This window comes from Marinobacterium nitratireducens, assembly GCF_014645375.1.
Classification (GTDB): Bacteria; Pseudomonadota; Gammaproteobacteria; order Pseudomonadales; family Balneatricaceae; genus Marinobacterium_A; species Marinobacterium_A nitratireducens.
In genome coordinates this window covers 59,451-84,130 of record NZ_BMLT01000009.1, presented here as the reverse complement: position 1 = coordinate 84,130, position 24,680 = coordinate 59,451, and the positions used below count along the sequence as shown (strand labels likewise).

General features: G+C 60.6%; 18 protein-coding genes. 7 read left to right on the top strand and 11 right to left on the bottom strand.

Annotated elements, in window-relative coordinates:
• Window positions 1–117 precede the first annotated feature (117 nt).
• From acnD to IEX85_RS16980, 5 genes are all read right to left on the bottom strand, one after another.
• Window positions 118–2,748 carry a Fe/S-dependent 2-methylisocitrate dehydratase AcnD gene (gene acnD, locus IEX85_RS17000; protein ID WP_188861817.1) on the bottom strand — a complete coding sequence of 877 codons (2,631 nt, stop codon included), beginning with the start codon at window positions 2,746–2,748 and terminating at the stop codon, window positions 118–120.
• Window positions 2,749–2,931: 183 nt separating this feature from the next.
• Complete coding sequence (prpC, locus tag IEX85_RS16995) at window positions 2,932–4,065, bottom strand: bifunctional 2-methylcitrate synthase/citrate synthase (RefSeq protein ID WP_188861816.1); 1,134 nt, start codon at window positions 4,063–4,065, stop codon at window positions 2,932–2,934.
• Between the two features lie 187 nt (window positions 4,066–4,252).
• Window positions 4,253–5,146 carry a methylisocitrate lyase gene (gene prpB / locus IEX85_RS16990; protein WP_188861815.1) on the bottom strand — a complete coding sequence of 298 codons (894 nt, stop codon included), beginning with the start codon at window positions 5,144–5,146 and terminating at the stop codon, window positions 4,253–4,255.
• Window positions 5,139–5,819 carry a GntR family transcriptional regulator gene (locus IEX85_RS16985; protein WP_188861814.1) on the bottom strand — a complete coding sequence of 227 codons (681 nt, stop codon included), beginning with the start codon at window positions 5,817–5,819 and terminating at the stop codon, window positions 5,139–5,141. The genes prpB and IEX85_RS16985 overlap by 8 nt, the downstream gene beginning before the upstream one ends.
• Window positions 5,820–6,029: 210 nt before the next feature.
• Complete coding sequence (locus IEX85_RS16980) at window positions 6,030–6,902, bottom strand: alpha/beta fold hydrolase (RefSeq protein WP_188861813.1); 873 nt, start codon at window positions 6,900–6,902, stop codon at window positions 6,030–6,032.
• 276 nt (window positions 6,903–7,178) lie between these two features.
• Between IEX85_RS16980 and pabB the strand changes: the two genes are divergently transcribed.
• Window positions 7,179–8,546 carry an aminodeoxychorismate synthase component I gene (gene pabB, locus IEX85_RS16975; protein WP_188861812.1) on the top strand — a complete coding sequence of 456 codons (1,368 nt, stop codon included), beginning with the start codon at window positions 7,179–7,181 and terminating at the stop codon, window positions 8,544–8,546.
• 258 nt (window positions 8,547–8,804) lie between these two features.
• Complete coding sequence (locus IEX85_RS16970; RefSeq protein ID WP_188861811.1) at window positions 8,805–9,506, top strand: hypothetical protein; 702 nt, start codon at window positions 8,805–8,807, stop codon at window positions 9,504–9,506.
• A gap of 75 nt (window positions 9,507–9,581) precedes the next feature.
• On the opposite strand, the gene thrH is transcribed toward IEX85_RS16970, so the two are convergent.
• From thrH to rluC, 4 genes are all read right to left on the bottom strand, one after another.
• Window positions 9,582–10,199, bottom strand: a complete 618-nt coding sequence (gene thrH, locus IEX85_RS16965; RefSeq protein WP_188861810.1) for a bifunctional phosphoserine phosphatase/homoserine phosphotransferase ThrH — start codon at window positions 10,197–10,199, stop codon at window positions 9,582–9,584.
• 110 nt (window positions 10,200–10,309) lie between these two features.
• Window positions 10,310–11,284, bottom strand: coding sequence for an HTH-type transcriptional regulator CysB (cysB, locus tag IEX85_RS16960; protein WP_188861809.1), 975 nt, complete (start codon window positions 11,282–11,284; stop codon window positions 10,310–10,312).
• A gap of 100 nt (window positions 11,285–11,384) precedes the next feature.
• Window positions 11,385–12,494, bottom strand: a complete 1,110-nt coding sequence (locus IEX85_RS16955) for a DNA-binding protein (RefSeq protein WP_188861808.1) — start codon at window positions 12,492–12,494, stop codon at window positions 11,385–11,387.
• Window positions 12,487–13,488: a 23S rRNA pseudouridine(955/2504/2580) synthase RluC gene (gene rluC, locus IEX85_RS16950; RefSeq protein ID WP_188861807.1), complete on the bottom strand. Its 1,002-nt coding sequence runs from the start codon at window positions 13,486–13,488 to the stop codon at window positions 12,487–12,489. The genes IEX85_RS16955 and rluC overlap by 8 nt, the downstream gene beginning before the upstream one ends.
• Before the next feature lie 515 nt (window positions 13,489–14,003).
• On the opposite strand from rluC, the gene rne reads away from it, so the two are divergent.
• Window positions 14,004–17,180 (top strand): ribonuclease E, encoded by a 3,177-nt coding sequence (gene rne / locus IEX85_RS16945; RefSeq protein ID WP_188861806.1) that lies wholly within the window; start codon window positions 14,004–14,006, stop codon window positions 17,178–17,180.
• A 433-nt stretch (window positions 17,181–17,613) separates the two neighbouring features.
• On the opposite strand, the gene murB is transcribed toward rne, so the two are convergent.
• Together murB and IEX85_RS16935 are read right to left on the bottom strand one after the other, a co-directional pair.
• Window positions 17,614–18,672, bottom strand: a complete 1,059-nt coding sequence (murB, locus tag IEX85_RS16940; RefSeq protein ID WP_188861805.1) for a UDP-N-acetylmuramate dehydrogenase — start codon at window positions 18,670–18,672, stop codon at window positions 17,614–17,616.
• The gene (locus IEX85_RS16935) at window positions 18,669–19,154 is read right to left on the bottom strand and encodes a low molecular weight protein-tyrosine-phosphatase (protein ID WP_188861804.1); all 486 of its coding nucleotides are present in this window, start codon (window positions 19,152–19,154) and stop codon (window positions 18,669–18,671) included. Before IEX85_RS16935 ends, murB begins: the two co-directional genes overlap by 4 nt.
• Window positions 19,155–19,960: 806 nt before the next feature.
• Between IEX85_RS16935 and IEX85_RS16930 the strand changes: the two genes are divergently transcribed.
• The 4 genes from IEX85_RS16930 to IEX85_RS16915 all read left to right on the top strand — a co-directional run bounded on the left by IEX85_RS16930 (window position 19,961) and on the right by IEX85_RS16915 (window position 24,564).
• A complete protein-coding gene (locus IEX85_RS16930; RefSeq protein WP_188861803.1) occupies window positions 19,961–21,343 on the top strand; it encodes an aminotransferase in 1,383 nt (460 codons plus the stop codon).
• 86 nt (window positions 21,344–21,429) lie between these two features.
• Complete coding sequence (locus IEX85_RS16925; protein ID WP_188861802.1) at window positions 21,430–22,377, top strand: Bug family tripartite tricarboxylate transporter substrate binding protein; 948 nt, start codon at window positions 21,430–21,432, stop codon at window positions 22,375–22,377.
• Between the two features lie 64 nt (window positions 22,378–22,441).
• The gene (locus tag IEX85_RS16920) at window positions 22,442–22,936 is read left to right on the top strand and encodes a tripartite tricarboxylate transporter TctB family protein (RefSeq protein WP_188861801.1); all 495 of its coding nucleotides are present in this window, start codon (window positions 22,442–22,444) and stop codon (window positions 22,934–22,936) included.
• A gap of 62 nt (window positions 22,937–22,998) precedes the next feature.
• Window positions 22,999–24,564 (top strand): tripartite tricarboxylate transporter permease, encoded by a 1,566-nt coding sequence (locus tag IEX85_RS16915; protein WP_188861800.1) that lies wholly within the window; start codon window positions 22,999–23,001, stop codon window positions 24,562–24,564.
• Window positions 24,565–24,680 lie beyond the last annotated feature (116 nt).

Here is a 24,680-nt window from a genome sequence, read left to right as displayed (position 1 = left end):
ACGGTATTAAAGCCCGTAGGGCACCTTGAGCGCAGCAACCGCCATGGATGGCGAGAAGCTCGTTATTGCAGGAGCAAATAACGACGAAACGTGCCGAAAAATGGTTCTGCCGCGACCTCAGGCTGCGGTATCCGCCTCGAGGAAGTCCTTGGCAAAGCGCTGCAGCACGCCACCGGCCTTGTAGACGCTCACATCGGCCGCGGTGTCGAGACGGCAGGTCACCGGCACTTCGACCACCTCGCCGTTACGGCGGGTGATTTCCAGCGTCAGGTCGCAGCGCGGGGCGATATCGCCCTTGACGGTATAGGTCTCGGTACCGTCCAGCTCCAGCGTCAGCCGGGTGGTACCCGGCTTGAACTCGACCGGCAGCACGCCCATGCCCACCAGGTTGGTGCGGTGGATACGCTCGAAGCCTTCGGCGACGATCACCTCGACACCGGCCAGGCGCACGCCCTTCGCCGCCCAGTCACGGGAGGAGCCCTGACCGTAATCGGCGCCGGCAACGATAATGAGGTTCTGCTTGCGATTCATGTAGGTTTCGATGGCTTCCCACATGCGCATCTGCTGACCTTCCGGCTCGACCCGGGCCAGCGAGCCCTGAATGACCTCGCCGTTGCCGTCGCGGCACATTTCGTTGAGCAGCTTGGGGTTGGCGAAGGTTGCACGCTGCGCGGTCAGGTGGTCGCCGCGGTGGGTCGCGTAGGAGTTGAAGTCCTCCTCCGGCAGGCCCATCTTGGCCAGGTACTCGCCCGCCGCGGAGCTGCCCAGAATGGCATTGGACGGCGACAGATGGTCGGTGGTGATGTTGTCACCCAGCACCGCCAGCGGACGCATGTCCTTCAACGTACGCTCACCGGCGAGCGCGCCTTCCCAGTATGGCGGACGACGGATGTAGGTCGACATCGGACGCCAGTCGTACAGCGGGCTTTCGGCCTCCTCGACCTCGCCCAGATCGAACATCGGGATATAGACCTGCTTGAACTGTTCCGGCTTCACCGAGGACGCGACGATGGCATCGATCTCCTCGTCCGACGGCCACAGATCCTTCAGGGTGACCGGGTTGCCGTTCCTGTCGGTTCCCAGCACGTCCTGCTCGATGTCGAAACGCACGGTACCGGCGATGGCGTAGGCCACGACCAGCGGCGGCGACGCCAGGAACGCCTGCTTGGCGTAGGGATGGATGCGGCCGTCGAAGTTGCGGTTGCCGGACAGCACCGCGGTGGCATAGAGGTCGCGGTCGATGATCTCCTGCTGGATCTTCGGATCCAGCGCCCCGGACATGCCGTTGCAGGTGGTGCAGGCGTAGGCGACGATACCGAAGCCCAGCTTCTCCAGCTCCGGCAGCAGACCGGCCTCCTCCAGATAGAGCCTGGCGACCTTGGAACCCGGTGCGAAGGAGCTCTTGACCCAGGGCTTGCGCACCAGGCCCAGCTCGTTGGCCTTCTTGGCCAGCAGACCTGCCGCGACCACGTTGCGCGGGTTGGAGGTGTTGGTGCAGCTGGTGATGGCGGCGATGATCACGGCACCGTCCGGCAGCAGACCTTCGGACTCCTCGGCGCGGGCGGCCGCCAGCTTGGACTCGTCGGCGATGCCACGCTCGTGCAGCGCCGAGGTCGGCAGGCGACGGTGCGGGTTGGACGGACCCGCCATGTTGCGTACCACCGTCGACAGGTCGAACTCCAGCACACGCTCGTATTCCGCGCTTTCCAGCGCACTGGCCCAGAGGCCGGTTTCCCTGGCGTACTGCTCGACCAGCGCGACCTGCTCCGGCTCGCGCCCGGTCAGCTTGAGGTAGTCGATGGTCTGATCGTCGATGTAGAACATCGAGGCGGTGGCGCCGTACTCCGGGCACATGTTGGAGATGGTGGCGCGGTCGCCGATCGTCAGGCTGTCTGCGCCCTCGCCGAAGAACTCGACATAGGCGCCCACCACACGCTCCTGACGCAGAAACTCGGTCAGCGCCAGCACGATATCGGTGGCGGTGATGCCCGGCTGACGCTTGCCGGTGAGCCGGACGCCGACGATATCCGGCAGGCGCATCATCGACGGGTGTCCCAGCATCACGGTCTCGGCTTCGAGACCGCCGACGCCGATGGCGATCACGCCCAGCGCATCGACGTGCGGGGTGTGGGAGTCGGTGCCGACGCAGGTATCCGGGAAGGCAATACGCTTTCCATTCTCATCAGGGCGGGCCTGAATCACCGGCGACATCTTCTCCAGGTTGATCTGGTGCATGATGCCGTTGCCGGCCGGGATCACATCGACGTTCTTGAATGCGGTCTTGGTCCACTCGATAAAGTGGAAACGGTCTTCGTTGCGACGATCCTCGATGGCGCGGTTCTTCTCGAAGGCATCCGGGTCGAAGCCCGGCGCTTCCACCGCCAGCGAGTGGTCGACGATCAGCTGGGTCGGCACCACCGGGTTGACCTGGGCCGGATCACCGCCCTTCTCGGCGATGGCGTCGCGCAGGCCCGCCAGATCCACCAGCGCGGTCTGGCCGAGGATATCGTGACAGACCACCCGCGCCGGGTACCAGGGAAAGTCGAGATCGCGCTTGCGCCCGATGATCTGCCCGAGCGCAGCGCTCAGGTCCTGCGGCTCGCAGCGGCGCACCAGGTTCTCGGCCAGCACGCGGGAGGTGTAGGGAAGCTTGTCATACGCGCCGGGCTGGATCGCATCGACGGCGGCGCGGGTGTCGAAATAATCCAGGTCGGTACCCGGCAGGGATTTGCGGTATTCGGTATTCATAGTGCCGGAATCCATCGATTGGGTTCAGTTACGGGGACGCAGGCCGGGTATCTTGCACTCGCATTCCCCTTCGGTGATCGCGTCAATAGCGGCGACTTCGAGCGGTCGCCGTGGGGAGTCTGTCGGGCTTACCCGATCGTCGTGAGAGCAAGACGACGGGTTAAGCCCGGGAGGCTCCTGGCATTACGGACGCTGCTCGATCGGGATCCACTGCGCATGCTCGGGACCGGTGTAGTCGGCGCTCGGGCGGATGATGCGGTTGTTGGCCCGCTGCTCCATGATATGCGCGGTCCAGCCGCTGACACGGGAACAGACGAAGATCGGCGTGAACAGCTTGGTCGGAATGCCCATGAAATGGTAGGCCGAGGCGTGGAAGAAGTCGGCGTTGCAGAACAGCTTCTTCTCGCGCCACATCACCGCTTCGACGCGCTCCGATACCGGGTACAGCACCTTGTCGCCGACCTCTTCGGCCAGCTGCTTCGACCATTTCTTGATCAGGGCGTTGCGCGGGTCCGATTCGCGGTAGATCGCGTGCCCGAAGCCCATGATCTTTTCCTTGCGCTCGAGCATGCCGAGGATTTCCCGCTCGGCCTCGTCGGCGCTCTTCCAGTTCTCGATCATTTCCATCGCCGCCTCGTTGGCGCCGCCGTGCAACGGGCCCCGCAGGGTGCCGATGGCACCCGTGACCGCCGAGTGGATGTCGGACAGCGTCGACGCACAGACGCGGGCGGCAAAGGTCGAGGCGTTGAATTCGTGCTCGGCGTAGAGGATCAGCGAGACGTTCATCACGCGCTCGTGCAGCTCGCTCGGCTTCTTGCCGTGCAGCAGCGCCAGGAAGTGGCCGCCGATCGAATCGACGTCCTGAGCTTCGGTATCGATGCGCACGCCGTCGTGGCTATAGCGGTACCAGTAGCAGATGATCGACGGGAACACCGCCAGCATGCGGTCGATCTTGTCATGCTGCTCGGAAAAATCGTGTTCGGTTTCGAGGTTGCCGAGCATCGAGCACCCGGTGCGCATCACATCCATCGGGTGAGCATCGGCCGGGATCTGCTCGAGAACGGTTTTCAGCGCCTGCGGCAGGCTGCGCATGGATTTGAGGCGGGCAATGTAGGTATCCAGCTCGCCGCGGTTGGGCAGCTTGCCGTACAGCAGCAGGTAGGCGACCTCCTCGAACTGAGCCTTGTCGGCCAGTTCCGCAATGTCATAGCCGCGATAGGTGAGGCCGGCACCGGACTTGCCCACGGTGCAGAGTGCGGTTTCGCCGGCAGACTGGCCGCGGAGACCCGCGCCGCCGAGTTGCTTAGCTTCAGCCATCCTGTCTCTCCTTTTTATTCGGGGCCGGCCTTTCGGCCAGCCGTTTGCCGTTCTTTTATTGGAAGCGTCCAGCCTTAGCAGGCTGTTGAAAATCTATCTGCGTTGGCGAATGCTGCGTCAAAAACGTTTTTCAACACCCTGTCGGGCTTTGCGCTTATCACTGTTAACTTCACGCTTTTACTGGCTGTTATTTATTCTTGCCCTGCGCGAACAGTGCATCGAGCTTCTGCTCGAAGTCGTGATAGTTGAGAAAATCGTACAGTTCCATCCGGGTCTGCATGCTGTCGACAACGGCCTTCTGGTCGCCGTCGGCCAGAATGTGCTCGAACACGTTGAGCGCGGCCTTGTTGGCGGCGCGGAACGCCGACAGCGGGTAGAGCACCATGGTGGCGCCGTGCTCGGCCAGCTCCTGCCTGTTGAACAGCGGCGTGGCGCCGAACTCGGTGATATTGGCGAGCAGGTGGGCGCCGCCGATACCGTCGGAGAAGGCGCGGTAGTCATCCAGGGTATGCACCGCTTCGGCGAAGATACCGTCGGCACCGGCCTCCAGGCAGGCCTGGGCCCGCTCGACAGCAGCGTTCAGGCCTTCCTGCTGGAAGGCATCGGTGCGGGCGATGATGAAGAAGTCGTCATCGGTCTTGGCGTCCGCGGCCGCCTTGACGCGGTCGACCATCTCTTCCAGAGAGACGATTTCCTTGTTCGGACGGTGCCCGCAGCGCTTCTGCGCAACCTGATCCTCCAGGTGCACCGCCGCAGCGCCGCCCTTGATCATCTCCTTGACGGTGCGGGCGATATTGAAGGCGCCGCCCCAGCCGGTGTCGATATCGACCAGCAACGGCGTGTCGACCGCGCTGGAAATGCGGCGCACGTCCTCGAGCACATCGTTCATCGAGGTCATGCCGAGATCGGGCAGCCCGTAGGAAGCGTTGGCGACACCGCCGCCAGACAGGTAGATGGCCTGATGGCCGACCCGGGTCGCCATCATCGCGTGATAGGCGTTCACGGTACCCACGATCTGCAGCGGGTTGTTTTCAGCCAGCGCCTTGCGAAAACGCCCGCCGGCGGTCAGTTTCTCAGCCATGTTTTTCTCCCAGGGTCTGGTTCAGGTTTTCCAGTTTGCCTTCTATATTGCGACGCGCGGCACTGATATGCCGGCGCATAAGCATCTCCGCCAGCTCCGGATCCCGGGCATCGATGGCGTCGATAATCTGGCGGTGCTCCTTCAGCGCCCGCTTCGGTCTCGAACTGGAAACGCTGAACTGATAGCGGTACATCCGTACCAGGTGATAGAGGTCGCTGCCGAGAATTTCCAGCAGCTTGGCATTCTTGCTGCCCTGGACAATCCGGAAATGAAAGTCCAGATCGCCCTCCTTCTGAAAATAGGCGCGTCCCTCGAGCTCCTCGACACTCTGCTCGTGCTCGTCGAGCAGAGCCCTCAGCTGAGCGATCTCCTCGTCGGTCATGGACTCGGCCGCCAGCCGGCAGGCCATGCCTTCGAGCGCTTCGCGAACGCGATAGATCTCGACCAGCTCCGCCGCCGTCAGCTTGACCACCCGGGCGCCGATGTGGGGCTTGCGCTCGATCAGACGCAGCGCTTCCAGACGGCGGATCGCCTCACGCAGAGGCCCCCGGCTGATGCCGTAGGTTCGCGCCAGCTCCGGTTCGCTGATTTTGTGCCCCGGCGGCAGTTCGCCTTTCACGATCGCGGTGACGATTTCCTCGCACACACGATCCGCCAGGGTTCGGGTTTCCATCTGCAAAGCTCTGACTATGGTTTTATCGTTCATTTTGGACTCGGCCGATTGCAGACTGTCGACAATCTTTAATTATCGACACCTTAACTCTGCAAAAAACGGCCGTCAACAGAGATTAGTTGAAAAAGTGTCTACACTCGACAAATGTCGAAGATCGGATGGCACTCCAGGTTACCGTATCAGCGGCATTGTGATAACGGTATAAAAAGGCTAGCTGCCCGCGGCGTCGAGATAACGCTGCAGCTCGGCGTTCATAATCCGGCCGATCTGACGCGGCTTTTGAAACGGCAGCGAGTGATCGGTGCCCGCTACCAGGAAGTAGTGCCAGTTGGGCAGACGCTCGGCCAGGGCGCGATGATACTGATGCATCGGCTCCACGCTGCGACCGCCGATAAAGCTGCTGACATCTCCCTGCGCCGCAACCAGGGCTTCGCGATCGAGCCCGTCGATCGCCCGCGTAACCGCATCCAGCGCATTGGCAAAGCCCTGCGCCCGCTGCGCCAGCCGTGCGACCATCAGCCGCTCCGATTCGGGCTTGATATTGCGCCCCGGCGATATGGCATCGAGGAACTGGTAGATTCCGCGCTCTGCATCCTCTCCCCTCAGGTGCTCTGCGGCATGCGAGTAGCGCTGGCGCTGCTCCACCGTGCCGAGCCAGTCAGGCCGGTCCAGCACCGCCGACTCCAGCAGGAACTGCTTGCCGACCCGCTCGGGCTGCTGCTCCTTGAACCGCATCGCCACCAGCCCGCCCAGGGAATAACCGCCAAGGTCGAACTGCCGCCAGCCCAGATGGTTCAGCAAGGCGGCGAAATCGGCGACCAGCTCCGCGATATCGAAGGGATGCTCGGCCGCGTCGGGAGAGCGGGTATCGCCCATGCCGCGCTGATCCGGGACCAGGATTTCACTCCACTGATCGAGACTCGCGATCAGGGCATGCCAGGTGTCGACACCGGCGACGCCGGCACCGTGCAGCAATACCAGCCGGCGGCCGCCGGCAATATCGGGGTTGCGATAGAGACGATAAACCAGGTGTTGATCCGGCAGATCGAGCCGGCGGGTTTCGACCTTGAACGGGTGGTGCATGATCCTTCCTGCAGGAATTGGGTAAAGACATCAATATTGTCGACAATCCGACAACTGTCGACAATTGAAGGCAATATATTAGGGAACCTATGAATAAATCCCAATGAGTCTCTGGCTTTCAGCGCAAGCCGGGGTGTACCGCAGGATGGCCGGAGCCGCAACGCCACCGGCTGCCGGTGCTGTCGTTATCGACCTGGCTGGACGATCCTCTTTGCGTGCATTAGCCAACGCTGGCGGTTAGAATTGCGCCTTTTCAACGATGGCAGGCCCCTACCCTTGATAAGCCGCACAGCCCTCGACTATCGCGAAGACAACAGCCACTACTTCGAGCGCATCCGCTCGCTGGGCAATGCCGTCTGGCTCGACAGCGGCCGGCCGCTCAGCCGCTACGGCCGCTACGACATCCTCGCCGCTGCCCCCGAATTCATTGTCCGCTATGATCGCGGCACGCTCAGCCTCGAGCGCGACGGCAGCCGAACACTTCTCGAAGAGTCACCGTTCGATGCGCTCAAGCGGCTGCTGGCAGAGTATCCTGCACAGCCTCCCCGGCCGGACCTCCCCTTCAGCGGTGGCCTGATCGGCCACTTCGGCTACGATCTCGGTCGCGCGCTCGAGCAGCTGCCGGCCCGGGCGGCGGACGATATCGACTTCCCGGAAATGCGGGTGGGCTTTTACGCCTGGGCCATCATAGTCGACCACCAGCAGCGCCGGGCGGAGCTTGTCGCACTGCCGGGCACCTCGGCGCAATTGCTGGCACAGCTCGACGAACGCCTGACGACCGCCTCCCCCGAGCCGGCGCAGCCGTTCAGGCTGCAGGCGCCTTTCGCCAACGATCTGAGCCGGGAACAGTACAATGATGCGCTGGCGCGCATCGACGACTACATCCACGCCGGCGACTGCTACCAGGTCAACTTCACCCAGCGCTTCAGTTCGCGCTTCGACGGCGATCCCTGGCAGGCCTATCGCCGTCTGCGCGCTGCCGCGCCGACCCCCTACTCGGCGTACCTGGAAAACGATGACGGCACGGTGTTGTCATTGTCACCGGAACAGTTTCTCGGCTGCAATGACGGCCAGGTCACCACCAAGCCGATCAAGGGCACACGGCCGCGCAGCGCCGACCCCGCGCAGGACAAACGTCTGAAACAGGAGCTGAAGAAGTCGCTCAAGGACCGCGCGGAGAACCTGATGATCGTGGACCTGCTGCGCAACGACCTCGGCAAGGTCTGCAGCTTCGGCAGCGTCCGGGTCCCCCGACTGTTTGCGGTGGAAAGCTACGCCAACGTGCACCACCTGGTGACCACCGTCACCGGAACCCTCGCCGGCGACCGGCAGCCGCTGGACCTGCTGGCCCACTGTTTCCCCGGCGGCTCCATCACCGGCGCGCCGAAAATCCGCGCCATGGAAATCATCGACGAACTCGAACCCCAGCGCCGCAACATCTACTGCGGCTCCATCGGCTACATCAGCCTGTGTGGTCGCATGGACACCAGCATCACCATCCGCACCCTGCTGTGCGAGCAGGATCGGATCTTCTGCTGGGCCGGCGGCGGCATCGTTGCCGACTCGGTCACCGAGCAGGAGTACGAGGAGACCTACAGCAAGGTCAACAATCTGCTGAAGACGCTCGAGGCGACCTGCCCTTAAGGAACCTGCGAACAAGTCCCAATGAGGCTCTGGCTTGCAGCTGCACGCGTCAGGCCCCGCAGAGACCAAATGGGACTAATTCGCAGGTTCCTAAACGCCGGGCAAATCAGGCGCACGACAGGTTTGCCCACCCCGCTTCCAGGACAATTGAATCCTGCGACAATAGCCTTTAGCCAACCGGAATCGGCACTTCCATAATTGCGCCTATACTTAGCTGGAAAATCTCTCCGAGATTAATCCAGAAAAGAGGGATACGTTATGTCAGGCAAATGGCTCTACATAATTATCACGTTCTTTATCCTAACGGCTCCACAGACGTTTGCCGCAAAACCCGTCAAACCGCCGGCGGCACCGTCATCCGAGATTTTTTCGGTGGTCGTCAATGCCAGCCAAAGCCTGATACTGGTCAGCGGAAGCAACCTGAATTCTGTGTCAGCAGGCACACTTGCTGGCATAGGGCTGACGCTGGAAGGAACGCCGAGCAGTGCCTCGGCGGTGTTTTCTTTCGGAACCGACGTCACGGATAACGTCGGCATCGGCTCCCATGTACTGAAAATAACGACCGACAGCGGTGACCTGTCTCTTTCGGTTTATATACCCTCGCCGCTGATCCCCCCTCCGCCGCCAAGCGAGCCATGCCCCTGCTATGAAGATTGGGAAAACTTCAGAACGTCGCCTGCGCCAAATGGTTTTCAGGGCGTGGCGCTCAATTGCTATATCGACGATCCTGACTACACCTACGTGTATTTTGAGGACCTTGCCAACAACCTTGGCTGGATATTGCGTACCGAATGGCTCGAGATAATTAACGAGGGTTACTGTGAAGCCTATCTCGATACCCCGCAGCTAAGATTTTTTTCTCAGGCCACGCATGAGGCCTGCGCGACCTACCTGAGAGATAATATTATCGTGATCTATACCGATCCGGACCCCAGCTTCCCGGTCTGCCAATACCCGTAAATGCGATAAGTCATTTCAAAAAAATGCCCGGCTTTGTAAAAACCGGGCATTTTTTGTTTGTATCATTCGCGCGAGTCAGAGACTCAACTCCCGTACGCTGGCGTCGACGAAGGCGCGTTTGAGGTCATGGAAGTTGTGCACCGCAGGAAACTGCGGGAATTCCTCGATCACGTTCTGCGGCGCATGGAACAGAATGCCCGCTTCGGCCTGCGCCAGCATGGTGGTGTCGTTGTAGGAGTCGCCGGCGGCAATCACGCGGTAGTTGAGAAGCTGAAAGGCCCGCACGGACTGGCGCTTGGGATCGGTCTGGCGCAACCGGTAATCGGTGATCCGGCCCTTGGCGTCACTTTCGAGGCGATGGCAGAGCAGCGTCGGATGCCCGAGCTGCTTCATCAGCGGCGCCGCGAATTCGTAAAAGGTGTCGGACAGGATCACCACCTGAAAACGTTCGCGCAGCCAGTCGAGAAACTCGGCGGCGCCCTCGAGCGGACTCAGCCGGCTGATGGTGTCCTGAATCTGCGGCAGCGTCAGTCCGTGTTCGTCGAGGATGCGCAACCGCTGTTTCATCAGCACGTCGTAATCGGGAATATCGCGCGTCGTCGCCTTCAGCGCGTCTATGCCGGTTTCTTCGGCGAACGCGATCCAGATTTCGGGTATCAGAACGCCTTCCAGGTCCAGACAGGCCAGCTCCATCGAGAACTCCTTGGGTGAGTGATGAGTGATATGATGAACAGTGAACAGTGAACTGATGAGGCTGAGCGATCCGACCTTCCGTCCACTGTAAACGTCCGACTGTAGACTCCCTACATGACCGGCAGCACCTGATCGGCGAAAATTTCGTCGACCTCGGCGCGATTGCTGCACGCCTGCACCCGCTTCACCACATCTTCGGTGAGATGGGGCGCGAACTTCTGAATGAAGTAGTACATGTAGCCGCGCAGAAAGGTGCCCTTGCGAAAGCCGATGCGGGTGGTACTGGCTTCGAACAGATGGCTGGCGTCGAGTGCCACCAGGTCGGTGTCGATGTCTGGCTCGTAGGCCATGGTGGCGATGATGCCGACACCGAGCTTGAGCCGCACGTAGGTCTTGATCACGTCGGAGTCGACCGCGGTGAAGATCACCTTGGGGTCAAGCCCTTCGCGACGGAAGGCGTCGTCGAGCTTGGAGCGTCCGGTAAAGCCGAATACGTAGGTCACGATCGGATAGGCGGCGACATCCTTGAGGCTGAGCTTCGATACCTGGCACAGCGGATGATCCCTGGGCACCACCACCGAGCGGTTCCAGCGATAGCACGGCATCATGATCAGATCGCTGAAGTGGGCCATGGCCTCGGTGGCGATGGCGAAGTCCACGGTACCGTCCGCGGCCATTTCCGAGATTTGCATCGGCGTTCCCTGATGCATGTGCAGGGAGACATCCGGATAGCTCTTGATGAACTGGGAAATGGTCCAGGGCAGCGCGTAACGCGCCTGGGTATGGGTGGTGGCCACCGACAGACTGCCCTTTCGCTCGTCACTGAACTCCTGGGCCACCTGCTTGATGCTCTCGACTTTTTTCAGGATTTCGTTGGCGACATCGAGAATCGCCTCGCCCGCCGTCGTCACCCGGGTCAGGTGCTTGCCACTGCGGGCAAACACCTCGACGCCGAGCTCATCCTCGAGCAGCCGGATCTGTTTGCTGATGCCCGGCTGTGAGGTGTAAAGACTCTGCGCCGTCGCCGATACATTGAGGTCGTGCTTGGCGACTTCACAGATATAACGCAATTGCTGGAGTTTCATTGGCCGCTCCGGCTCCCGATCCTGGCTGTAACGCGCACGATACAATAAAAAAGCATGCGCTTATAACAGTATAGAATAAGATTCGGGCAGCGCCCAAGCGCTACATCTGTCGCGCGCTGACCCTCTTGATTTCGTCGTCCTGCGTAATCAGACGCTTCTCGAGCCCGGTGATCTTGGCATTGGCCCGCAACAGCTCTTCTTCTTTCGCCTGCAACTGTACCCGCAGCGCATTCTCGCGGCGCGTTGCCTCGGCAGCCATGGCAAGCTGGCGCTGGGATTGCTGCTTGAGGTCACCCTCGAGTTTCTTGACCTGATCATCAAGACGCTTGGCGCGGTTCTGCTCCGACAACAGCGAGGCGTTCACCTTCGCAAGCTCCCGCGCCTGAGCCGTCGCGTCCTGCTGCAACTGCTTGATCTCTTCCTCGAACCCCTGGGCATGCAGCTTCTGGGATTCCAGCCGCGCGTCACGCTTGGCCAGCTGGGAATGCAGTTCGCTGATATCCCGCGACAACATCGCCTCCTTCTTGCCGAATTCGTCACGCAGTTTCTCGAGGGAGCTGCGATGAAAGCGCACATCGGCATCGGCCTTGCTGAGCGCCTCGAGATTCTGGCGCTGCTCTTCCTTGACCCGCTGATCGAAGCCGCGTTTGGTGTCCTCGTGGGTTTTGCGCAGCTGCTCCAGCTCCTGCTCCACCTGTGAGCGCCGCGCCTCTTCCTTCGCCAACCTGGCCGCTTCCGTGCTGAGATTGTTCTTCAGTAGCGCGATTTCGGCCTCCGCGGTACGGGTGGCGTTGATGGCTTTCTCGAGCTTAAGCCCCTGCTCGCGGTAGCGGGCCTCCAGCTCCAGGTAATGATCGTGCGATTGCTTGAGGGCATCTTCCGAGACCCGCCGCTCGGCTTCGGCGCCGTATTCGGCGTGGCGTTTTTCCAGCACCAGCGCAGAGGTCGCCTCCTGGACCGCCTGCTGCCAGATGCGCTGAAAGGCACCGGTCAGCGTATCCGGCATCGGCACCTCGAGCGGCGCCTCGCTCATCGGCGCAAAACTGATCCTTCCTGACAGCGACTGCCACCAGAGCGTCAGACAGGGCTCGACCTTGTCGACGCCAACTTCCAGTCGCGCCGCAAGCAGAGCGGCCGAGGGTGACTGTCCGCTCATCAGCAGCATATCCGACGCTGCGAACACCTGGTCTTTCAGTACTTCATCAATCATTGCTTCCTACCTGGAGTTCCGTTCTGTCCTGCCCCGATGCATCCAGCTTAGCCAGCCCGTCGTTGAGTTGCGACTCGAGCGGCGCTTCGACGCGCAGCCGTTCGCCGTTGGGCAGGGTGAGGCGCAGTTCCGCCGCATGTAGAAAAAGGCGGCGAAAGCCAAGCGCCTTCATTTCGCGATTCTGCTCGTCAACGCCGTATTTGTCATCCCCGATAATCGGGTGTCCGGCGAATTGCGCATGCACGCGAATCTGATGGGTGCGCCCGGTGATCGGCTGGGCCTCGACGAGTGTCGCAACGGAACCGAAGCGACGCAATACCCGAAACTGGGTCAGGGAAGGCTTGCCCATCGGGTGCACCCTGACGATACGCTCGCCGGATTTGAGCTCATTCTTGCTCAGCGGCGCATCGACCTGGTGTTTGCGTGTCGGCCAGCGCCCGACCACCAGTGCATGGTAGATTTTGCTGATGCGCCCCTTCTGGCGCAATGCCTCGTGCAGATAACGCAGCATCGAGCGCTTCTTCGCCACCATGATGCAGCCCGAGGTGTCCCGGTCGAGGCGATGGACAAGTTCCATGAAACGCTGCTCCGGGCGCATCTGCCGCAGCGCCTCGATCAGACCGAGGCTGACGCCGCTGCCGCCGTGTACCGCAAGACCGGAGGGCTTGTTGACGATGATCAGGTCCTTGTCTTCGTACAGAACCGCCGCCTCGAGCGCGTCGGTCAGCCCCTGCCCCACCGGTACCTGCTCCCGCGGCGCGGCGACGCGAATCGGGGGGATTCGCACCTGATCCCCTGCCTGTACCCGGTAATCGGGCTTCACCCGCTTTTTGTTGACCCGCAACTCGCCCTTTCGCACCACCCGATAGATCAGACTTTTTGGAACCCCCTTGAGGGCCGTGCGGAGGAAGTTATCGATGCGCTGACCGTCCTGGTCGACGGTGACTTCCACCATCTGGACGCCGACCGGCGCTGCAGCAGTTTTGTTCGACATATTAATAGGATACTGAGCTCTGATTGATGCCTATATGGTTAGCTGCTATATTCTACCGCTGCCGTGTGCGGTTGGCTCTAGCGAAATCAAAATTATCGAACCGCCCCCACCCTCCCCAGGTATCGCGTTCAGCTACCTCTTGCGATAGGTCGAGGCGATGTGGCGGGGCCAGAGCCCTCGATGCCGGCAATCAGCAATCACACGTGATTGACAACCGTTTTTTCGGGAATACCTTCCAGCCACTGGTCCAGACGGTCCGGTTGCAGGTGAAGACGCACACCAGCCCAGAACCTGCCCCAGTCGGCAGCCACAAGCACAGAAGTAGAACAACATTGGCTGGCGTTTCCTTCACCGACGATACGAGCATTCACCCAGGCATGCGCGCCAAACACCAGCGCTGCCGGGTACCCTGCACGGTCCCCCCGACGACATCGGAAGACCGGACACGCGTACCGCGAGATTCCACTGCTCGATCAGCGGCCAGAAGCGCATTCCCTTTGCAGAATGCGAATCAAATGAAGAGAATGCTAATCAACGCAACTCAGCCAGAAGAGTTGCGGGTCGCGCTCGTAGACGGGCAGCGCCTTTATGATCTGGATATCGAATCCGCCAGCCGCGAACAGAAAAAAGCCAATATCTACAAGGGCAAGATCACCCGCGTAGAACCCAGCCTCGAAGCCGCTTTCGTCGACTACGGCGCCGAACGCCACGGTTTCCTGCCGATGAAGGAAATCGCCCGCGAATACTTCTACAAGCAGCCCGAAAAAGGCGGCCGTCCCAACATCAAGGACGTGCTGAAGGAAGGCACCGAGGTTATCGTTCAGGTCGAGAAGGAAGAACGCGGCAACAAGGGTGCCGCGCTCACCACCTTTATCAGCCTGGCCGGCCGCTACCTGGTGCTGATGCCCAACAACCCGCGTGCAGGCGGCATTTCCCGCCGCATCGAAGGTGACGAGCGCAGCCAGCTCAAAGAAGCCCTGGCCGGTGTCGAAGTGCCGGACAAGATGGGCATCATCATCCGCACCGCCGGCGTTGGCCGCAGCAGCGAAGAGCTGCAGTGGGACCTGAACTACCTGGTAACGATGTGGGAAGCCATCACCGAGGCCAGCGGCAAGCGCAGCGCGCCCTTCCTGATCTACCAGGAAAGCAACGTCGTGATCCGCGCCGTGCGTGATTACCTGCGCAATGATATCGGCGAGGTGCTGATCGATTCCGAGAGCGTCTACGAGGAAGCGAAGCAGTTCGTACGGCACGTGATGCCGTCGTACGAGAGCAAGGTCAAGCTCTACAAGGACCAGACGCCGCTGTTCAACCGCTACCAGATAGAGACCCAGATCGAGACCGCGTTCGAGCGCGAGGTCAATCTGCCGTCCGGCGGCTCCATCGTCATCGACCCGACCGAGGCGCTGGTGTCGATCGACATCAACTCGGCCCGCGCAACCCGCGGTGGCGACATCGAGGAAACCGCGCTTCACACCAACCTGGAAGCCGCGGAAGAAATCGCCCGCCAGCTGCGTCTGCGCGATATTGGCGGTCTGGTGGTGATCGACTTCATCGACATGACCCCGATCAAGAACCAGCGCGCCGTCGAGGACAAGCTGGCCGACGCGCTGAAACTGGACCGCGCCCGCGTTCAGATGGGGCGTATTTCCCGCTTCGGTCTGCTGGAGATGTCGCGTCAACGACTGCGTCCGTCACTGGCGGAATCACGCGGCACCGTCTGCCCCCGCTGTAACGGCCAGGGCACCATCCGCGATACCGAGTCTCTGGCGCTGTCGATCCTGCGCCTGATCGAGGAGGAATCCGCCAAGGACCGCACGGCCCAGATTCGCGCCATTCTGCCGGTAACCGCCGCGACCTACCTGCTGAACGAGAAGCGACACGAAGTCCACGCCATCGAGTTGCGTCACCGCGTGCGGGTGGTCATAGTGCCGAACCCGAACATGGAAACGCCGCACTACGAAGTGGTTCGCCTGCGCGACGACCACACCGTGGCAACCACCAACGACGCCAGCTACACGCTGCAGCCGCCGCCGAAACAGGAAGAGTACACCAGCGCCAGTAACGCCCAGGTGAAACGTGAATCCGCAGCGGTTCAGGGTATTTCACCGGCCGCACCGGCTCCGTCGGCTGCGCCTGCGGCTGCGGCCGAGCCCCAGGCCGAAGAGGAACCTGCCCCAGCGGCGGCTGCACCGGCCCCTCAACCTGCCCATGCCGCTCCCCAGCCCGCTCCGCTGACCACGCAGGCGGCACCGGCATCCTTTATCGAGCGGCTGATCGGCATGATCAAGGGCCTCTTCGCCAATACGGAACCGGCACCTGCGCCGGAACCGGTAGCACCGCCCAAGGCTCAGCCTGCCGGCAGCGAAGACCGCAAGAGCCGAAGCGAAAGCAAAAGCGAACGACCGCGTCGCAGCAGCAGCAGCAGCAGCAGCAGCAACGGCGGCGAGCGCAAACCGCCACGCCGACGCCGCGACAGCGATCGCCGACGCCGCGGCCAGGACTCTGACGAAATCATCACCATCGAGCCCAAGAGCAACGTCGAAACGGCTCCGGAATCCACGGGTGACGAGTCGCAGCAGAACGCGCCGAAAAAGTCCCGTCGTCGCCGTCGCAATCGCCGTGAAGACGGTAGCGAGAACCGCAGCGAAGCACGCAGCACCGACACCGCCACCGAAGAGCTTCGCAAGGACAGCGAACAGGACAGCGAGCAGGCAAGCGAACGCCCGGCGGAAGAGCGTCAGACGCGCGACGCGGGCGACGACAGCGATACCCGCGCCCGCCGTCGCGGACGCCGTCGCCGTGGTAGCGAGCGTGTTGCCGAGCGCACTGCGATCGCAGCCACCGGCACGGAGACTTCGGACAAGGACCAGGCCGAAGCGGCTGAACAGTCCGAGAAACCGAAGAAGAAAGATCGTGCAGCGCGCAGGGAGAAGTCCGAAGCCGAGACCGCCGAAGCTGCACCGCAGGCCGGGGCCGCTTCGGCCGAGACGACTCCCGCTGTGGCGGAATCGGGTGAACGCCTGGGCGGTGAGCAGGCCGCATCCGATGCCGAGGCGCCAAAGCCCGCACCGGAAGCCGCGCCTGTTGCGAGCGAAGCTGCGAACGACACTTCGACAATCGACGAGACGGTCGTAACCGCGTCCTCACAGGTTTCGACCGACGAGGACAAGTCCAAGCCTGCCGCCAGCGCTGAGGCTGAGACCGAATCGCAGCCGTCGACCGCAGTCACCAAGACCGCTCAGGCAGGCGCCGGGGAAAAGCCGTCGGAGTCGGACAAGGCGACAGCCCAGGCTGGCAGCGAGGCAGACGCAGCGAAGCCGGCGTCCGAAGCTGACGCCACGCAGAAGACCGAAGCGGAAAAGGTCGAGGCTGAAGCTGAGGACCAGACCAAAGCCAAAGCCGGCGAAGCAGACGAAGCGACCGCCGAGACCGCCGAGAGCGCGGCTCAAGCCGATACTGAAGCTGAGTCCAGCAAAGCGGAAGCTGAAGTAACGGACGAAACCGCAAGTAGCGCTGCTGCCGATGCGTCGGATAAGGACGCAGCCGAGGCAGAGCCTGCGCAGGCCAGCGAACAGGCGCCGCGCCCCCGTGGCCGCCGGCGCTCCCGTCGCGCGCCGAACGATCCGCGCGAGAAGCGCCGCGGACAGCAGCAGGCCAAGGAACCGCGGGCCGAGGAACAGCACTCCTGACCCGCCCGCCGCTGCAGCCCCATCCAGCGGGCCGCAGCGGCGCCTGACGAATCGCGACAGGCAAACCCTGCTTTCGTGCATCCATGCACACGCAGGATAAGTACATCCCTGTACAAAAAACCGGCTGCGAAGCCGGTTTTTTTTTGGTTCATCGCGCTTTAGCGGGAAAAACGTAAATCGCAGGATGGGTGGAGCGACGTCCCGGTACGGCGTTACCCGTCACTGATGCGGCCAGGGCGTCGTGCAACCCATCTTGGGCGTCGGCTCGGTACTCTGCATGCAGCCGACTTATTGATGGGTTCCCTGATATTTGCTCCTGCAGTATCAGGATTCCCACAGTCCCTGGTAGTTGCGCCGCGTCAACCTCGCTGAAAGGGTTGAACTGTGTGCCAATGCGGCTCCACCCATGCTACGGCTGGCCCCTGGATTCAGGCTAATCTGCGAATAACCTTTTTATGATACGGCCCTGCCGGGCAGGATAGACGCGCGGCTCCATTTCCAGCTCGACCCCGAACCGCTCGCGAACCGAATCGGTTATCGCATCGGCCAGGCGCAGCAACTCGCTGGCACAACCCTCCCCCTCGTTCACCAGCACCAGTGCCTGATGAGGGTAGACCCCGACAGCCCCCTGCCTGTGCCCTTTCCAGCCGCAACGGTCGATCAGCCAGCCCGCCGCCAGCTTGTAGTCCTGTCCGGCCTCGAAAGCCACCAGGTCCGGAAAAGCCGTTCGCAAAGACCGATACTGCGCGGCCGTGACCACCGGATTCTTGAAGAAGCTGCCGGCGTTGCCGATCAGCGCCGGATCGGGCAGCTTGCTGCGCCTGACCGAGCAGACGGCATCGAACACATCCTGCGGCGTCGGCTGCTCGATCCCTCGCCGCTGCAGCTCTTCGGCCAATGCCCGGTAGCGCAGAACCGGCTCGGGGCGACAGGAAAGCGCGAAGGTCACATCGAGAATAACGTAGCGGCCCGGCTGGCGGGACTTGAAAAGACTGTCGCGATAACCGAAGGCGCAGTCCGCCCGCGAGAAACGGCATATTTCGCCGGTTTCGATATCCAGCGCCCGCAGTTCGTGGAACCGCTCCTCCAGCTCGACGCCATAGGCGCCGATGTTCTGCATCGGTGCCGCACCGACCGTACCCGGTATCAGTGCCAGGTTTTCCAGCCCGAAGTAGCCCTGCTGCAGACTCCAGGCCACGGTATCGTGCCAGCTCTCGCCGGCGGCGACGGTGGCCAACACCGAGTCGCCCTCAACCCGGACCGCCCGCCCCTTGAGGGCCACCTGAACCACCAGCCCCGGTATCCGCTCGCGCAGCACCAGATTGCTGCCACCGCCGAGCAACAGCAGCGGCCAGCCTTCAGTGCGCGCCAGCACCACGGCCTGCTGCAGCATATCGAGGGATTGCGCGCGCACGAAACGCTCTGCGCGCGCCGCGAAACCGAAGGTGTTGAGCGCACGCAGATCGACATCCTGCTGCACCGACAACCTCATGCTCCCTCCCGTCGCAGCTGCTCGATCAGGCCAGCGGTCGCCGCTTCGACCAGATCCAGCACCTGCTCGAAGCCGTCATCGCCACCATAGTAGGGATCCGGCACCTCCCGGACGCTCACCTGCTCGCCGGCAAAATCGAGGAACAGGCGAACCTTTTCGCGATGCTCGGCCGGGCACAGAGCCAGCAGGTCCTCCAGATTGTCGCGGTCCATCGCCAGCACCAGATCGAAGCGGCCGAAGTCATCGAGCTGCACCTGGCGCGCGCGAAGGTGATCGAGGCGTATACCACGCTTCGAGGCCGCCGCGCTCGCCCGCCGGTCCGGCGGATTGCCGACATGGTAGGCGGCGGTGCCCGCCGAATCGACGACAACCTCGAGACCGGCTTCGCGCAGACGGTGCTCGAGCACACCGTGAGCGGTGGGCGAGCGGCAGATATTGCCAAGACAGACCAGCAGTACGCTGGCGGAGGATTGAGCTTTCATGGGCAGATACGGCTGACTGAAGAGTTCGGGGCATTATAAAGCAATAGCGCCGGGGAATGTGACCAATCGGCCAGCTGGAGCGGCTGGCGAAACCAAGACACGGCACCCAACCCACTGCTTAAGAACCGATCAGGAGGCTCGGTCATCAGTGGCCGGACCAGCCGACATTCCGGTTACACTGTCTGCATGCACCAGCGCAAACGCGTCGAAAACTGTTTGTCTGGGGTAAAAATCGGGCCTATCCGGCAAGTCGTGGTGCGCGGTCGGGATAAGCGCCACGCCCCCGCCCCTTTCCAGCCCACGACGCCGGGCTGGAACCTGCTCCGCATGAGGAACCTCCAGACGTAGCAGGTCTGGACACCTGAATGGCCTGCGCGCATCAAAAAATGGCTAAAACATGTCCAGCCGCTCGACACACTACAGGCAATATTGAGTAAAAATCAGCCGGCACTAATGAGTGCGAGCCGGATTCTCAACAGCCCGCCAAGACCAACCCTTGCATCACAAAAATCGAGCACCCCGCGACCTCATCGCCCGCTCGCTCCTATCTGGTGCAAGCCACCAGGATCCGCACCTAAAGATAGCACAGTATCACTATATGCGAATATTAGTTATTTTTTTGGTATTTTTTTGTTGTATGGTCATCTCTTATCGCTTATTGTGATTTGAAATCTACTGCGACACCACCAACGAGGCTGACCGCATCCTCGTATCAGAGCGCAAGGCAACATCATTGCCTGCCCTCGTTAAATTCGTTGAGCTTTAGTGAATGAAGCCGTCAGGAATGTGATGTTTTGGAGCGCCAGATGACAACCGAATACCACAGCAGCAATCAAGAACGGGACATCGCGTATGTGGTTCACCCACACACCAACTTCGACACTCACGAAAAGATAGGCCCGCATATTCTCGAGCGAGGAGAGGGTGTGTATGTCATAGATGACAAAGGCAACCGCTACATCGAAGGGGTTTCGGGACTCTGGTGTACATCCCTCGGCTTCAGCGAACAACGCTTGGTCGATGCAGCCACCAAACAGATGAGCACGCTGCCGTTTTGCCAGACTTTCGCCCACCGATCGAACCGCCCCGCCATAGAGCTTGCCGAGAAGCTGATCGAGATCGCTCCGGTCCCGATGTCCAAGGTACTGTTTCAATGTTCGGGCTCGGAAGCCAACGATACCGCCATCAAACTGGCCTGGTACCATCACCGGGCCCGTGGCCACGACAGGAAAGTCAAAATCATTGGCCGCGACCGGGGATACCACGGTACCGGCGCCGCAACCGCCAGCGTGACCGGTCTGCCCTACTATCACGTCGACTTCAATATCCCGTTCGAGTGGGTGCTGCATACGGACTGCCCCAACCACTATCGCTTCGCCCAGGCCGGTGAATCCGAGGAAGCCTTCGCGACACGCCTTGCCAGCAATCTCGAAGACATGATTCTGCGCGAAGGGCCTGAAAACATCGCGGCCTTCTTCGCGGAGCCGGTCATGGGTGTCGGTGGCGTGGTTGTTCCACCGGCAACTTACTTCGAAAAAATTCAGGCCGTCCTTAAGCGTCACGATATTCTGTTGATCGCAGACGAGGTCATCTGCGGCTTTGGCCGCACCGGCACCATGTGGGGATGCCAGAGCCAGGGCATTCAGCCGGATCTGATTACCTGCGCCAAGGCGATGTCCGCCGCGTATCTGCCGATCTCTGCCGTGCTGATATCCGAAACCGTCTATGAGTCGATGAAGGAGCAAACCAAGAAAATCGGCGGGTTTGCTCATGGGTATACCTATGGTGGGCACCCGGTCTGCGCAGCGGTCGCGCTTGAAACGATCAAGATCTACGAAGAACGCAACATCTTAGGCCAGGTGCAGGAAAGCGGTGCCTATTTGCGCGAACGTTTGGAAGAGTTTGCCAATCATTCGCTGGTCGGCGATATCAGAGGGGTTGGACTCATGCAGGCCATTGAATTAGTGCGTAATAAAGAAACGCGCGAGCAGTTCAACATAAATCAGCAAGTCGCTGGCTTTGTGTCCAAATCAGCTCAGGATGACGGCGTGATCATTCGTCCGGTTACCGGCGATACCCTGGCCTTTGCGCCGCCGTTGATTATCAGCCGAAGCGAAATCGATCTGATTATCGGGGCCACGGCTGCCGCTCTGGATAAAACTGAAAAGTGGGTTTCAGAGCAAGGCTAAACGCGACCGCTATTCTACCCCATGCCAATCGAACGAGCCGATCGGCATGGTATTCGAACTAAAATAAAAAGGCGAGGAGAATACTGATGAAGCTACCCAAATTTGGCGTCAAGGCGGCCGTTATGACCGTCGCAACCTGCTTCGGGTTTTCGGCCGCTGCAATGGCCGAATTTCCCGAACGCCCCATTCAGATTATCAACCCCTGGGCACCCGGAGACTCCGCCGATATCGTAATGCGCAAGGCCGCGGAATACATGTCAGAGGACCTTGGCGTGCCGGTTAAAGTGATCAACCGTACAGGTGGAGGCGGTATTATCGGCGCGACAGCGATCGCAACCGCCAGACCCGACGGCTATACACTCGGCCTGCTTACGCCCGGCCCGGCGGTCACCCAGGTGGTGATGGGCAATACCACCTATGGCCTGGACGACCTCAAGCCGGTGGGGATTTTCTGGGACTCTCCTTTTGTATTGGCCGTACGCAGCGATGAGCCTTTTTCCTCGATGAAGGAGCTCGGTGACTATGTCAACGCAGGAAACACAGTGACGCTCGGCAGCTACGCACAGCTGGCGGTGCCTTCGCTGCTGGCCAATATCGCAGCCGAAAAGACAGGCTTCGGTTACACCCGTATCATCGGCCTCGACCCTGTGAGCACACTTTCCCTGGGAACCGGCGATGCCGATATCGTTACGTTGCCGGATGCCCGCGCACTGCTTCAGGACGAAAGCGCGAGAGGCCTCCTGACGCTGACCAACGAGCGAATTTCGACCTTGCCTGACATACCGACCTTTAAAGAGGTATACGGCGAGGAAGCTTCACTCTGGACCGGCCTATTCACTCCCCGGGACGTACCCCAGGAGGTGTTCGATGTCGTGAGCAAAGCGTTCCAGAAAGCGCTAGAACAGGACGAAATCCAGGAATATGCGAAAAGCACCGGGGCCTATGCATACTTCCTGGACAGCGAAGGATCTTCAAAGCGCATTCACAACGAAGCCGAACGCTTCAAGGGAATGATCGATAAGCTGACCAACTGACACTATCCTCCCGGCTTTTGTTGCATAGTCAAAAGTCGGGATTCTCATATTTATGGAGACTGCCATGGTTCAGATCCATTCGCTCAGGGCGGTATTTACCGGCTTCATTAGCCTAGTCGCCTGTCTTCTCATGTTTAACAGCGACAAGGTCGTGTCTCTTCAATCGACCGAGACTGATCTATACAGGTCTCCTGTTTTTTTCCCGACGCTAGCTCTTGCCATCATTGCAGTCACTGGAATAGCCCTCGTTATACAGGCATTTAAAAAAGTCCCGTTCATGCTTGATATGGATTGCGAAGACTCCTCACCTAAGTTATTTATTTCAGCCAGCCTACTTTTTCTATTCTTATTTTACTCGCTTTCCAGCAACTGGATTGGATATCTGTTCTCGACGCTGTTATTCCTTATGACTGCATTTTTCCTGTCAGGCATCAGGAGCAAGGTCAATATTGTCTTGTCTGCACTTATTTCTTTGTCACTTTACGCGATTTTTGTATGGCTTTTGGATATCTGGTTCCCGAAGCCTTGGCTGGCATCCCTGCTCGCGAATTCGAATTGATTGCCTGCCAGCAGCCAAATAACTATCCAACGGTTTAACGACTTTTCGTTACGGGCTTTATTATGGACATATTACTCAATAACCTGATGAGCGGCATCAGTGAGATCGCACACCTGAACGTCATCCTATGCCTGCTGGCCGGCAGCACTTTGGGAGTCGTCATCGGAGCGATCCCCGGCCTGGGTCCGGCGGTGGCCATTGCGGTCCTGCTGCCCGCCACGTTCAGCATGACGCCCCTTGCCGGCCTGTCCCTGCTGTTGGGGATCTACTGTGGCGCCTGGTACTCCGGCTCCATTCCGGCCATTCTCATCAACACGCCAGGTACGCCGGTCGCCGTGCTCAGCACCTACGACGGGTACCCGATGGCGCGTCAGGGCCTTGCGAAGCGCGCGCTCGGTATCGCATTCACCTCGTCATTTATAGGCGGCATGCTGAGCGTGCTGGTGCTTATTCTGCTGGCGGGCGTTCTCGCCGGATTCGCGAAGAATTTTGGAGCCGCTGAGTTCACGATGCTCACGCTCTTCGGGATCATGCTCGTCATCATTTCCAGCCGTGGCAAAGTCTTGGCTACCAGCTTTATGCTGGGCATAGGACTCTTTCTCAGCACCGTCGGTCTCGGTGGCGCGACCGGGATGCCCCGCTATACGTTCGGTACGACGGCCCTGCTCAACGGTATTCCGCTGGTACCCGTGGTGCTGGGCATTTTTGCCATCGCGCAGGCCCTGATACTCATCGAATCCAGCCTGACAGGCGCCGCCACCCAAGACACTGCCGCCCGGAAGAAGGACGATCCCTCCATCGGAAATCAGGATGCGGGGGTGAACTGGCAGAGCATCAAGGCGGTGTTCGAATACCCCCGAACACTGCTGCGCTCGGCCGGATTCGGTGTCGGGATTGGTGTCCTGCCCGGGGTCGGAGAATTTCTGGCCCAGTTTATGTCCTATGTCACGGCCAAACGTGCCAGTCGTTCACCGGAAACCTTCGGCAAGGGCAATCCCGAAGGTCTTATCGCCTCCGAAACGGCCAACAACGCCGTTACCGGGGCCGCTCTGGTACCGCTGCTGGCGTTGGGCATCCCTGGCGAGGCTCTTACCGCCATGATGATGAGCGTGTTCATGGTCCATAATGTATTCCCCGGCCCCAGACTGTTCGAACAAAGCCCCGAATTGGTCAACGGCATTTATGTTTCGATGCTTCTGATGAACATTTTCATTTTCGTGCTTCTGCTGAGCCTGACGCGCTGGTGCAGTCTGGTCACCAGAATCAATCCCAAGGTACTGGGCGTCACCATACTGGCGCTTGCCTTTGTCGGAGCCTATTCCGTCAATCTGTCCCTGGTCGACGTCTGGCTGGCGCTGGGGTTTGGCGTCTTCGGCTACCTGGCTCGCCGCCTGGGACTCCCCGTCTTTCCGCTGATACTCGCCATGGTGCTGGGCCCCATCATCGAGACCCGGCTGCGTCAGAGCCTGACCATCAGTGACGGTTCCCTTTGGATCTTTGTGGAAAGGCCGATTTCGCTTGCGGTCGTTTCGATAATGGCACTTATTTTGATCTTCATTGCATCCTCCGCAATACGCAGGAAATGCGCACGGAAAAAGGACGAGGCAGGCATCATGAAGCCTCTATAGGATCGGGAAAAGTGAAATTGCGCGTCAAGGCTGAAGGAACGGCCTTCGTGTAAGACTAAAAACAAGCAGGGGGCTATGCCCGCTTAGTCCCCTTGATTCGCAATACTACAGGCCAG

Bases quoted from the DNA above. Each gene is read 5' to 3' on its own strand.
- acnD (WP_188861817.1), bottom strand. From the start codon at position 2,748: ATGAATACCGAATACCGCAAATCCCTGCCGGGTACCGACCTGGATTAT.
- prpC (WP_188861816.1), bottom strand. From the start codon at position 4,065: ATGGCTGAAGCTAAGCAACTCGGCGGCGCGGGTCTCCGCGGCCAGTCT.
- prpB (WP_188861815.1), bottom strand. From the start codon at position 5,146: ATGGCTGAGAAACTGACCGCCGGCGGGCGTTTTCGCAAGGCGCTGGCT.
- IEX85_RS16985 (WP_188861814.1), bottom strand. From the start codon at position 5,819: ATGGAAACCCGAACCCTGGCGGATCGTGTGTGCGAGGAAATCGTCACC.
- IEX85_RS16980 (WP_188861813.1), bottom strand. From the start codon at position 6,902: ATGCACCACCCGTTCAAGGTCGAAACCCGCCGGCTCGATCTGCCGGAT.
- IEX85_RS16970 (WP_188861811.1), top strand. From the start codon at position 8,805: ATGTCAGGCAAATGGCTCTACATAATTATCACGTTCTTTATCCTAACG.
- thrH (WP_188861810.1), bottom strand. From the start codon at position 10,199: ATGGAGCTGGCCTGTCTGGACCTGGAAGGCGTTCTGATACCCGAAATC.
- cysB (WP_188861809.1), bottom strand. From the start codon at position 11,284: ATGAAACTCCAGCAATTGCGTTATATCTGTGAAGTCGCCAAGCACGAC.
- IEX85_RS16955 (WP_188861808.1), bottom strand. From the start codon at position 12,494: ATGATTGATGAAGTACTGAAAGACCAGGTGTTCGCAGCGTCGGATATG.
- rluC (WP_188861807.1), bottom strand. From the start codon at position 13,488: ATGTCGAACAAAACTGCTGCAGCGCCGGTCGGCGTCCAGATGGTGGAA.
- rne (WP_188861806.1), top strand. From the start codon at position 14,004: ATGAAGAGAATGCTAATCAACGCAACTCAGCCAGAAGAGTTGCGGGTC.
- murB (WP_188861805.1), bottom strand. From the start codon at position 18,672: ATGAGGTTGTCGGTGCAGCAGGATGTCGATCTGCGTGCGCTCAACACC.
- IEX85_RS16935 (WP_188861804.1), bottom strand. From the start codon at position 19,154: ATGAAAGCTCAATCCTCCGCCAGCGTACTGCTGGTCTGTCTTGGCAAT.
- IEX85_RS16930 (WP_188861803.1), top strand. From the start codon at position 19,961: ATGACAACCGAATACCACAGCAGCAATCAAGAACGGGACATCGCGTAT.
- IEX85_RS16925 (WP_188861802.1), top strand. From the start codon at position 21,430: ATGAAGCTACCCAAATTTGGCGTCAAGGCGGCCGTTATGACCGTCGCA.
- IEX85_RS16920 (WP_188861801.1), top strand. From the start codon at position 22,442: ATGGTTCAGATCCATTCGCTCAGGGCGGTATTTACCGGCTTCATTAGC.
- IEX85_RS16915 (WP_188861800.1), top strand. From the start codon at position 22,999: ATGGACATATTACTCAATAACCTGATGAGCGGCATCAGTGAGATCGCA.